This is a genomic window from Methyloceanibacter sp. (genome assembly GCF_050728395.1).
Classification (GTDB): domain Bacteria; phylum Pseudomonadota; class Alphaproteobacteria; order Rhizobiales; family Methyloligellaceae; genus Methyloceanibacter.
Window position 1 is genome coordinate 1 of the sequence record NZ_JBOHJB010000091.1, and the last position, 10,516, is coordinate 10,516.

Annotated in this window: 10 protein-coding genes; 1 reads left to right on the plus strand and 9 read right to left on the minus strand. The window is 64.4% G+C overall.

Going from position 1 to position 10,516, the window contains the following annotated elements; translation table 11 throughout:
* Window positions 1–125: 125 nt before the first annotated feature.
* The gene (locus tag ACREC7_RS13585; protein WP_431556225.1) at window positions 126–2,120 is read right to left on the minus strand and encodes a caspase family protein; all 1,995 of its coding nucleotides are present in this window, start codon (window positions 2,118–2,120) and stop codon (window positions 126–128) included.
* A 141-nt stretch (window positions 2,121–2,261) separates the two neighbouring features.
* On the opposite strand from ACREC7_RS13585, the gene ACREC7_RS13590 reads away from it, so the two are divergent.
* A complete protein-coding gene (locus ACREC7_RS13590) occupies window positions 2,262–3,443 on the plus strand; it encodes a glycoside hydrolase family 3 N-terminal domain-containing protein (RefSeq protein ID WP_431556226.1) in 1,182 nt (393 codons plus the stop codon).
* 252 nt (window positions 3,444–3,695) lie between these two features.
* On the opposite strand, the gene cydB is transcribed toward ACREC7_RS13590, so the two are convergent.
* From cydB to ACREC7_RS13630, 8 genes are all read right to left on the minus strand, one after another.
* The gene (cydB, locus tag ACREC7_RS13595; RefSeq protein ID WP_431556227.1) at window positions 3,696–4,712 is read right to left on the minus strand and encodes a cytochrome d ubiquinol oxidase subunit II; all 1,017 of its coding nucleotides are present in this window, start codon (window positions 4,710–4,712) and stop codon (window positions 3,696–3,698) included.
* Entirely contained in the window at window positions 4,709–6,094 is a 1,386-nt protein-coding gene (locus tag ACREC7_RS13600) for a cytochrome ubiquinol oxidase subunit I (RefSeq protein ID WP_431556228.1), read from the minus strand. Before ACREC7_RS13600 ends, cydB begins: the two co-directional genes overlap by 4 nt.
* A gap of 124 nt (window positions 6,095–6,218) precedes the next feature.
* Window positions 6,219–6,746, minus strand: a complete 528-nt coding sequence (locus ACREC7_RS13605; RefSeq protein WP_431556229.1) for an O-acetyl-ADP-ribose deacetylase — start codon at window positions 6,744–6,746, stop codon at window positions 6,219–6,221.
* A 116-nt stretch (window positions 6,747–6,862) separates the two neighbouring features.
* A complete protein-coding gene (locus ACREC7_RS13610) occupies window positions 6,863–7,273 on the minus strand; it encodes a hypothetical protein (RefSeq protein ID WP_431556230.1) in 411 nt (136 codons plus the stop codon).
* 146 nt (window positions 7,274–7,419) lie between these two features.
* Window positions 7,420–8,148 carry a lysophospholipid acyltransferase family protein gene (locus ACREC7_RS13615; protein WP_431556231.1) on the minus strand — a complete coding sequence of 243 codons (729 nt, stop codon included), beginning with the start codon at window positions 8,146–8,148 and terminating at the stop codon, window positions 7,420–7,422.
* 14 nt (window positions 8,149–8,162) lie between these two features.
* A complete protein-coding gene (locus ACREC7_RS13620) occupies window positions 8,163–8,846 on the minus strand; it encodes a YdcF family protein (protein ID WP_431556232.1) in 684 nt (227 codons plus the stop codon).
* Between the two features lie 100 nt (window positions 8,847–8,946).
* Window positions 8,947–9,921, minus strand: a complete 975-nt coding sequence (locus ACREC7_RS13625) for a cell division protein FtsX (protein ID WP_431556233.1) — start codon at window positions 9,919–9,921, stop codon at window positions 8,947–8,949.
* A 3-nt stretch (window positions 9,922–9,924) separates the two neighbouring features.
* On the minus strand, window positions 9,925–10,516 hold a 592-nt coding region (locus ACREC7_RS13630), incomplete at its 5' end, for a cell division ATP-binding protein FtsE (protein WP_431556234.1).

Here is a 10,516-nt window from a genome sequence, read left to right on the forward strand (position 1 = left end):
GCCCCGGACACGTCCGGTGCTCGCCACCCTCCCCGCGAGGGGGAGGGATGAAAAGACTGAATCTCCCTATGATGCGAAGCCGCCGCCGTCACGAATGACGATGGCGGCGTCTCGAAGCATGCAGCTCAGTTCGCGGTGAGGTTGCCGACCACGAGATTGTCGATCTTGCTCAGCAGCGGCTTCTGCTCGAGCCCGAACGACTTCCGCGCCGCCGTGCGCACCGCATCGGCGGTGTAGACGTAAAGCTCGACGGTATCGATCCGCTTGTCGTCGTTGCCGAGCGGGCCCGCGTCGGCTCTGCCGGCCAGACCCTCGATCATGTATCGGGTGAAGAGCCCGATGCCGTATTCAGGGTCCTTGATGGTCTTCTGGTCGCGGTCGGACGCCTTGAACACGGCGAGGCCTGGCACCGGATTGACCGGCATGGCTTCCACTTCCAGCTCCGGCAGGTTCGGCGGGTTGATCAGCTCGTCGAGGTTCTTGGCGAAATTCGCCTCGAGCATGAGCATGATGGTCCGCGCCCCGATCTTGCCGAGGTTGTCGTAGAGCTCCTGCATCGGATAGGCGGTCTTGCCGAGGTCGTCGAGCTTGGCGTCGACGGGAAGCAGATAAGCCTCTTTGGCGTCGTCCTCCTTCACCATGCCGTGGCTCGCCACGTAGATGAAGACGTCGCCCGGATCCTTCTTGTCGATGCGCTTGGCAAGCTCCCCTTCAGGGTTGCTTTGCGAGCCGAACACGCGCTCGAAATCGGCGAGCGTCGCGTCGCGGAGATCGATGATGTTCTCCTGCTTGTAGCCGAGCTGATCGACGAGCAGAGCCAGCACCGCATCGGCGTCGGCCTTGCCGTCGGGATTGTCGGGCAGATCGCCGAGATAGTCCTGGTTGCCGACCACGACGGCGATATTGCCTTCATTCTTCACCCCGGCCGGCAGGTCCTTGAACACGGTGCGGATCTCGACCACGCGTTCCCCGGCATCGCCGCCGCCGATCGCGGCGGGAAGCCGGCACATGTCCGGATTGACGCAGATGGTGACGTTGGCAGCCTTCTCGAGCTGGAGCACCGAGGCAAGCGGCATGTAGCCGCCGACCTGCACGCAGTTCTCGCACCAATTGATGCCGCTCTTGGCCGCGGCCGCGTCAAGCTCTGCCGGCGTGAAGGAAGCAGGCTTCGGCAGGCACGCAGAGGGACACCGATCGAGTGCCGGACGTTTGCCGTAGGTCTGCTCCAAGAGGTCGTAAAGGTCCTCCGGCAGGCAGCGATTCGAGGCCGGCAGGACTTTTGCCAGCGACTGGATTGGGGCGGGCTGCTTCGGCGGGGCCGGCGAGGCCTGTCGCGGCGGTGGAGGTGGCTCGGAAGGCGGAGTTGCAGCCGGAACCACATGCGGCGGTTCTACAGGGCCAGGACCAGGTCCGACGGGAAGCACCGGAGGCGGCACAATGACCACAGTCGGCGGCCGACAATCGTGGCCGCGCTGGATGAAACCAGGCGGACAGGCGCAGCCATTGCCAAACTTGATGAAAGGCCGTTCGCAGTCGACCGTCTTTTCCGGGGGCGGCTCGCAGCCCTTGCCGTGGCCGTGCTCGCATTTGGCGATTTCGGGCTCGTTGGGCGGCACGCAGCCTTTGCCTTTGCGGTAGACGTCGCCGTGTTCGCATTTGGCGACTTCGGGCTCCTTGGGCGGCACGCATCTGCCCTTGCGCATTTCCATGGGCGGTTGGCATGTGGCGACCTCGGGGCCCTTCGGCGCCACGCAGCCTTTGCCCTTGCGCCACTGCATGGGCGGCTCGCATTTCGTGACTTCCGGTCCCTTGTTCTTGCCGGGCTTGACGCAGCCCTTACGTGAGGGCACGAGCCCTGGAGGGCATCCCTCAGGCGAGGCCGCCTGGTGGCGCTCCTGCGAGCGGCGAATGGCCTCGTTCAGGAGTATGGAGCCGACCCCGACGCCGACGCCGACACCGCCGCCTCCACCACCCCAGTGGCCGCCGCCACCGCCATGATGCCCACCGCCCATCTCACCGGCAAGCGCCGGGCTTTGGTTGGTGGGGCCCACGATCAGGAGAAGCCCCAAGGCCACTCCAACCGAGACAATCTTTTTCCAGGAAAGAAACAGAGGTTGCATGGCCCTCTCCCACGGGCTCGGCACATGCTGGGACCATAGCACGCTCGGGTTGTTGTCGCCCGTCAATTTCGTGACAATCCATAAGGCGACCCGGCACAAGACGGGTGCGGCCGAAGGCGGAGCGCTAAAGACGATGACTCCATGAAGCGACCCTTGATTCTGCTTTGCTTCTGGCTGCTGGCAGCCGGGAGATTCGCGTTTGGCGCTCCTCTCCTGAATGCCGCGGAGCCTGATAGCCTCGCCTCGCTACGCGAGACGGCGGAGGCAGACGATCTCCTCGACCGGATGATCGGCCAGACGATCATGGTGGGGTTCTCTGGGCAAAATGAGCACGATCCCGGGGTCAAGGCCGTGCGCGACGAACTCGCCAAGGGCTTGATCGGCGGCGTCGTGCTCTACCCCGACAATATCCGCTCGGCGCGACAGCTCCGCCTGCTCACCGCCTATCTGTTGAACGCCAATTCCGAGCTCGTGCCGTTCATCGCCGTGGATCAGGAGGGTGGCCGCGTGCAGCGGCTGACCAAGGGAACCGGCCACAAGCACTACCCTTCGGCGGAGAAGATGGGGCGCGATGCGACGCTGACGCCGGAGGAAGCGCGCCGCATCTACGGTGAGATGGCGAAGGAGCTTGCCGGCGTTGGCATCAATGTCAATTTCGGCCCCGTGGTCGATCTCAGCGTCAATCCCTGGAACGCAGTGATTGCGCGGCGCAAGCGGAGCTACGGCGCAGATCCCAAGACCGTGACGTCGCTCGCCCGCTCCTTCATCGCCGCGCATCGCGAAGCAAACGTGGTGACGGTGGCGAAGCATTTTCCCGGTCACGGCTCGAGCTTTAGCGACAGCCACAAGACGCTTCCAGATATTTCGCGGACTTGGCGGGAAAGCGAGCTTCAGCCCTATGTCGCCCTTTCGCATGACGGTCTGCTCGACATGGTCATGGTCGGGCATCTCTATCATCCGCGCTTCAGCGACGGCGAGATGCTGCCGTCGTCGTTGTCGGCCAATGCGATACGCGCACTCCGCGGCGATGGCTACATCGGCTACCAAGGCGTGGTGGTCAGCGACGACATGGAGATGGGCGCGGTGCGCGAGCGCTACTCGGTCGAGGACCGCGTGATCAGGGCGCTCGATGCAGGCGTCGATCTGCTCGTCTTCTCCAACGTCAACTCGCGCGACACCGGGCTTGGGGCCAAAGTCTACGCCATCATCGCGCAGGCGGTGCACGACGGCCGCATCCCGCGCGCGAAGATCGAGGCTGCCTACGGGAGGATCGCCGCGCTCAAGCACCGACTGATGGCGCATGAGCTTTCGAGCAAGGACTAAATCCCCTCCCCCCTTGAGGGGGAGGGCTAGGGAGGGGGGTTCAAGCAAAAAAATTCACCCCTCACCCTTCCCGCCATGCGACTTGCGCAGGCGCCGCTCAAGAGCGTCGCGCACAAGATCGCGGCGGAAAGCCCTCTCCCGCAAGGGGCGAGGGGATTTGATGGGGTGGCGCGCTTTTTCCCCTCTCCCCCCGCGGGAGAGGGTGGCTTGGACCTTTAGGTCCAAGCCGGGTGAGGGGGAAAACAACTCGCGTCAGTGATAGCCCTCGTGCTCGGTCGCGTCCCAGAACACGTAATAGGAATAGGCGGTGTAGCCGAGGATGACGGGCAGGATCGGAATCGCGCCGTAGAGCATAAAGAGCTGCGACTCTGGCGCCGCCGCAGCCTGCCATAGCGTGATCGACGGCGGAATGATGTACGGGAACAGGCTCACCGCGAGCCCCGTATAGCAGAGCAGGAAGATCGCGGCGGCGAGCAGGAAGGGCGCGTAACGCATCCGCCGCTTGAGCGAGAGCCACAGCGCCCCGATGGCCGCCGCGGTGGCGAGCGGCACCGGGCTCAGCATCACCATGTTGGCCGGGGTGAACCAGCGCTTGGCGATCTCGGGGTGCAGCAGAGGCGTCCAGATGCTGAAGATGAGGATGAAGACCGCAACCGCGATCAGCGCGTAGCGGGCGATGCCGTAGGCCCAGTCGCGCAACGCCTCGTCGCCCTTCATGATGAGCCAGCCCGCGGACAGGAGCACATAGCCGGCAAGCACGGCGAGCGCGGTGACGACGGCGAAGGGCGTGAGCCAGTCGAAGGCGCCGCCGGCATATCGGTTGTTCACCACGTTGAAGCCTTGCACGAAGGCGCCGATGATCAGCCCTTGCATCAGCGCGGCGAGGATCGAGCCCGCGGCGAAGGCGAGGTCCCAGGTCCAGCGGTAGCGCTCCGACTTGAAGCGGAACTCGAAGGCGACGCCGCGCAAGATCAGCCCGATCAGCATGAGGATGATGGGGAGATAGAGCGCCGGCAGCATCACCGAATAAGCAAGCGGGAAAGCTGCGAGAAGTCCGCCGCCGCCGAGCACGAGCCAGGTCTCGTTGCCGTCCCAGAAGGGCGCCACCGAGTTCATCATGGCGTCGCGGTCCTGATGCGTCGGCGCGAGCGGGAACAGCACGCCAAGCCCGAGGTCGTAGCCGCCGAGCAGCACGTAGAGGAACACGGCGAGCGCCAGGATGGCACCCCATACGAGCGGCAGGATGATAGGAAGGACATCTGGGGTCATGGGCTGCCTGAAGCGGCCATGGGCCGATGCGAAAGGTCTGCGTCCTCTTCCTCCGGCGTCGGCGGCGTCTCGCCGGGCCCGCGGCTCACGAGCTTGGCCATGTAATAGAGCCCTGCGCCGAAAACGACCCCGTAGACCAGAACGAAAAGAACGATCGAGGTTAAGACGCTACCGCCTGGAACCGGCGACACCGCATCAGCCGTGCGCAGAACGCCATAGACCACCCAAGGCTGGCGGCCGACCTCGGCCACGAACCAGCCCGAGAGCACGGCGAGGAAGCCGAGCGGCGAGACCCACACCAGAGTGCGCAGGAACCAGCGGCTCGCGTACAGCCGCCCGGTTAGCCACAACACCGAGCCGACGATGCCGACAGCGATCATGATCAAGCCGATGCCGACCATGATGCGGAAGGCGAAGAACGGGATGATGGGGTTCGGCCGGTCTTCAGGCGGGAAGGATTTGAGGCCCCTGATCTCGCCGTCCCATTCATGGGTCAAGATCAAGCTCCCGAGCTTCGGCACGGCAATTTCCAAATGATTGGTCTCGGCCTTGGGGTCGGGGATGGCGAACAGGATCAGCGGCGCGCCTTTCTCCGTCTCCCAATGGGCTTCCAAGGCGGCGATCTTGGCAGGCTGATGCTCTCTGGTGTTGAGCCCATGCAGATCGCCGATGACGAGTTGAAGAGGCGCAAGCCAGATGAGCATGCTCAAGCCCATGCCGAGCATGATGCGCCCGTGCGCGACGCTGCGATTGCGCAGGATGTACCAGGCGCCGATCCCGGCCACGATGAAGGACGTGGTGAGATAGGCGGCGGCGACCATATGGGCGAAGCGGTAGGGGAAGGACGGGTTGAAGATCGCCTCACGCCAGCTCGCCACATGCAGCACGCCGTCGGGGCCGACGCTGTATCCCGCCGGGGTCTGCATCCAGCTATTTGCCGACAGGATCCAGAACGCCGAGATCAGCGTGCCGAACGCCACCATGGCGGTGGCGAAGAGATGTACCCCCTTCGGCACACGCTCGCGGCCGAACAGCATGATGCCGAGGAAGCCTGCTTCGAGGAAAAAGGCTGTAAGCACCTCATAGGACATCAGCGGCCCGACGACGTTGCCGCCGAGCCGCGAGAATTCGCTCCAATTGGTGCCGAACTGGTAGGAGAGCACCACGCCGGAGACGACACCCATGCCGAAGGACACGGCGAAGATCTTGGTCCAATGCCGGGAGATGTCGGCATAGATGGCCTTCCCGGTCCTGAGCCAGAGGATCTCGAGCACGAGCAGCCAGGCGGCAAGGCCGATGGTGAAGGACGGAAACAGGATGTGGAATGAGATGGTGAAGGCGAATTGGATGCGCGAGAGCAGTAACGGATCGAGCTCTGGCATCTCTATTCGTGCCTTCCAGCAGTTTGCGGCGACCTTAACCGCGACTCAAAAGTGTCCAGGCCGAGAGCTTAGCCCGAGACGACGACCGCGCGAAGGCACAAGGGGCCGCATGGTGCGGCCAAGGCTATTTGCCTTGGCTCGGCGCCGCGGCACGTGCGGTCTCGTGATGCTTGCGGGACTCAGCGCCGAAGCAGCAGAAGATGACACGCTCGATCGAGGGAAAGTCGGAAAGTGCCTCGCGCACGGTGCGAACCGCAATCAGAGCGGCGCGGCCGGGCGGAAAACCGAAGATGCCGGTCGAGATGGCAGGAAAGGCGATGGATGCGAGACCGTGCGCGGCGGCAAGCGCCAGACTGTTGCGGTAGCAGGCCCTAAGCAGCCGGTCCTCGCCGCTCTCCCCGCCGCCCCACACCGGCCCGACCGTGTGGATCACGGTGCGCGCTGGAAGTCCAAAGCCTGGGGTGATCTTCGCCTCTCCCGTCTCGCAGCCGCCGAGTTTGGTGCAAGCCTCGGCGAGCTTAGGCCCGGCGGCACGGTGGATGGCGCCGCAGACGCCGCCGCCAGGGGCGAGCAGGGTGTTGGCGGCATTGACGATGGCGTCGACGTCGAGCCTGGTGATGTCGCCTTCGACGATCTCGATACGGTCCGTCATGGACCTATTGGAGACGCCGAACGGGGTGGGATCAAGCCCCGTGCTTGGCGCGCGCCAAAGGGAACCGTCTCGCGGAGACCGCGGGCCGAACGCGCTAAAACAGGAACGAAGTGTGGCTAGGCGGCGTTGGCGGCGATGCGCTGGAAATGCGCCTCGGTCAGGTCGCCCTCGACATGCGCCCGCTCGTCGGGCGTCTCGGCCAAGAGGTGGATATGCACCTCGTTGGCGCCGAGCCTCGCGCCCTGATGGCGGAGATGGGCGAGGTTGAGCGAGATCGCGTCGTCCTTGGTCTGGCCGAAGCCGAGCGGCGTCCTTGAGCCGTCGTCGTGGCGGCGGACCAGGATGTAGTTGGTGCGGGGGAGCGCAGGGCAGCCGATCAGGGTGTAAACGCTGTGCAGGTAGCGCCGGCCTGAGGCACCGCGCCAATAGTGGAACGCCTGGTCGAAGCAGGCTTCGGCACAGACAAGGGCGGGCTCATCGGCCGGGCCCCAAGGGGTCGTGTCGGTTACATCCTGGTGCATCAACATGATCCCGTTCCCGCCCTTAACCCTCTCCCTCGAACTGTCGTCAGATGGGTTTTCCGATGACGAATTCAAGACTGGCCGGCGGCGATTCGTAAGAACAAACCTAGAACAGCACCTTGGCCGGATCAAGTTAATGAAGGGTTAACAGCCTAGGTGCGGGCGACTTCCGGGGCCCCTGTTTCCACAAGCAAGCGGCTGGAGGCCCCCTCGATGGCTGCCTCGAGCTTGCGCAGGAACGCGTCTCTGGGGAGACCTGGGGGAATAGGCTTGAGAATCTCCACCACGATGGTGCCGGGGCGGCGGAGCACGCTCCGCCTTGGCCAGAACAGGCCTGAATTGAGGGCGACCGGGAGGCAAGGCACGTCAAGGGCATCGTAGAGCAGCACGATCCCGGTCTTGTAGTCGGGCGCGGCACCAGGCGGCCGCCGCGTTCCTTCAGGGAAGATGATGATCTCGCGGCCGTCATCGATGCGCTTCTTCGCTTCGCGCAGCATGCGGCGAAGTGCTGCCGGCCCCTTGTCGCGATCGACGGGAATCATCTCGAACTTGCGGGAGAACCAGCCATGGAACGGGATGAAGAACAGCTCGCGCTTCATCAACAGCGCGGGGTCGCGGAAGATCGGGATCAGCGCGAAGGTCTCCCAGGCCGACTGATGCTTTGAGGCGACGAGGCAGGGGCCTTGCGGAATATTCTCCCGCCCGCGCACCTCGATCTTCGTGCCGACGATGGCGCGCAACAGCCAAAGCTCGAAATTGGCATGCACCTTGAGCGCTGCCATCGCCCAGGCTCTCGGTGCGAACAACAGCGGGCTGCCGATCACCACGAACAGCGTGGTGGTCACGTAGAAGAGAACGTTGAACAGGAGCGAGCGCGTCATTGAGGGGCCGGCCGTCACGGCTCTGAAGGGTCCTCGACCGCGACTGTCGTCTTGCCGGTGATCAATTTGCTCACGAGTTGGGTGGCGCCGAGCCGCGCCAGCGCCGGCAGATATTTCAGATATTCCGAGATCAGCAATCTGGTGGTGCCAGGATAGGTCCACCAGCGGTCGAGATGCACGTTGTTGTCCACCACCGAATAGGGAATCAAGGTCACGCCGGGCATGACGCGGGCAAGCTCGGCGAGCGCGCGCGGCATATGATAGTTCGACGTCACCACGATGACCGAATTGTAGTGATTGCGCGCCACCCACTGGCTCGTCTCGGTGGCATTGTCGATGGTGTTGCGCGCTTCCTTGTCGATATCGACGCAACAGGAGAAAAGCTGGTCGCCTTGGCTCGCGAGCTGCTTCAGTTCCTCGGTCGAGGTGGTGCGGTTGACCCCGGTGATCAACAGGCGCTTCGCTTTTTGCTGGGTCAACAGCTTCATCGCCTCGTCGATGCGGGCGACGCCGCCGGTCAACACGGCGATGCCGTCGGCGGTGCGCGGCTCAGGCTGGCTGCGCTGGAGGTTGTCGGTAAAGATGAAGAAGCCGATGACGGTCAGCACGACGGCGAGCAATATCAGGTCGAAGATGAACCTGAGTCCGACGACCAAGAGCTCGAATGCGCTTGAAGATTCCGGCTCGACGCGCGTCACCGCTTACTCCCGCCCTGCCATGCGCGGCGCAAGAATAGGCTCAATTGAATCGATAGGAAATCGGCTTGGCGGCGCTCAACGATGGCCCTTTTCCCCGTACTCAGGCGTAGGACTTGAGCACGCGGATGACGCCGAGCCGCGAGGTGATCATGCACAGGCAGGCGATGACGAAAACCACCAGCATGCACAGCAGATAGCCCTTGAGATCGAGCTCGCCGGAGCCCACCAGCCGGCTCATCTCGGTGGCGGTGGCAGGCTCGCCGCCGAGCACGTGCATGGCGACCGGAAGCAGCAGGAACACGAGGGCCGCGCTCACCGCGCCGACGAGGCCGGCGCGGACGCCGAGGCCGACGAAGTGGCGCTCGAATTCGCGGCTGATGAAACGCTCGTTGGCGCCCACGAAATGCAGCACCTCGATGATCTCGCGGTTCGACGCCATGGCGCTGCGGGTGGCCGAGACGATGACGGCGACGGTGGCGGCGGCGACGAGAACGAGCACGGCGAAGCCGCCGGCAGCCGCCGACCTCGTCAGGGTGCGGATCTCGGCCCGCCAGCGGCGGTGGTCGTCGAGGGTGACGCCCTCGAAGTTTTGCGACAGCGCCTCGGTGATCGACTTGATGTCGGGCGGGTTGGAGCGGTCGATCTCCACCGCGATCAGGCGGGGGATGGGCAGCGCCGACAGAGCCTCGCTGTGGCCGAGCCAAGGCTCGAGCAGCTTGGCGGAATCTTCGGCGGTCAGCGGCTTAACCCTGGTGACGCCGGCCTGCTTGGCGAGAAACAGGGAGACCAGCGTCATCTTCTTCTCGATGTCGGCGGTGTTCACCGGATCGAGCTCGACGGTGATCTCGCTCGAAATGTCCTTCACCCAGGCCTCCGCCGATTGATTGACCATGTACACGGCGCCGGCGGTGAGGCAGGCGAGGAACGACATGATGGCGATCACCACGGTCAGCGCGTTGCCGGCGATCGAGGCCGAGGGCACGATCTGCGCCGTCTTCGGCTGCAAGCGGGCCGGCAGAATCCCGGCGAAAAGATTGCGCCAGGGATAGTCGCGGATGTCGGCGATGAACTGCACGGGTCAACGAATCTCCAGATGGCCTTCGTAGAGCACGAGGCGAGGCGCGTCGAGCTGATCCATCAGGCCGTAATCGTGGGTGGCGATGATCACCGAGGTGCCAAGGCGATTGAGCTCGACGAACAGCCGCAACAGGCGATCGGCGATCATCGGATCGACGTTGCCGGTCGGCTCGTCGGCAAGCAAAAGCTCGGGCCGCCCGATCACGGCGCGGGCGATTGCCGCCCTCTGCTTTTCGCCGCCGGAGAGAACCTCGGGGTAGGCGTCGATACGGTCGCCGAGCCCGACCCAGCGCAACAGGTCGGTCACGTCCTCCCGGTAGTCCGACTCCTTCTTGCCCATCACCCGCAAGGGCAGCGCCACGTTCTCCCAGGTGGTGAGATGGTCGAGCAGGCGGAAGTCCTGAAACACGATGCCGATGCGGCGGCGAAGCTCGGCGCGGCCTGCGGCGGAAAGATCGGACACGTTCTCGCCGAAAACGAAGATCAAGCCTCGCGTGGGCCTGAGCGACATGAACAGGAGGCGCAACAGCGTGGTCTTGCCAGCACCTGACGGCCCGGTGAGGAAGTGGAAGGACCCCGGAACCACATGAAAG

What these genes read in the sequence shown, in the direction of transcription:
- ACREC7_RS13585 (WP_431556225.1), bottom strand. Translation starts at nt 2,120, where the DNA reads ATGCAACCTCTGTTTCTTTCCTGGAAAAAGATTGTCTCGGTTGGAGTG.
- ACREC7_RS13590 (WP_431556226.1), top strand. Translation starts at nt 2,262, where the DNA reads ATGAAGCGACCCTTGATTCTGCTTTGCTTCTGGCTGCTGGCAGCCGGG.
- cydB (WP_431556227.1), bottom strand. Translation starts at nt 4,712, where the DNA reads ATGACCCCAGATGTCCTTCCTATCATCCTGCCGCTCGTATGGGGTGCC.
- ACREC7_RS13600 (WP_431556228.1), bottom strand. Translation starts at nt 6,094, where the DNA reads ATGCCAGAGCTCGATCCGTTACTGCTCTCGCGCATCCAATTCGCCTTC.
- ACREC7_RS13605 (WP_431556229.1), bottom strand. Translation starts at nt 6,746, where the DNA reads ATGACGGACCGTATCGAGATCGTCGAAGGCGACATCACCAGGCTCGAC.
- ACREC7_RS13610 (WP_431556230.1), bottom strand. Translation starts at nt 7,273, where the DNA reads ATGTTGATGCACCAGGATGTAACCGACACGACCCCTTGGGGCCCGGCC.
- ACREC7_RS13615 (WP_431556231.1), bottom strand. Translation starts at nt 8,148, where the DNA reads ATGACGCGCTCGCTCCTGTTCAACGTTCTCTTCTACGTGACCACCACG.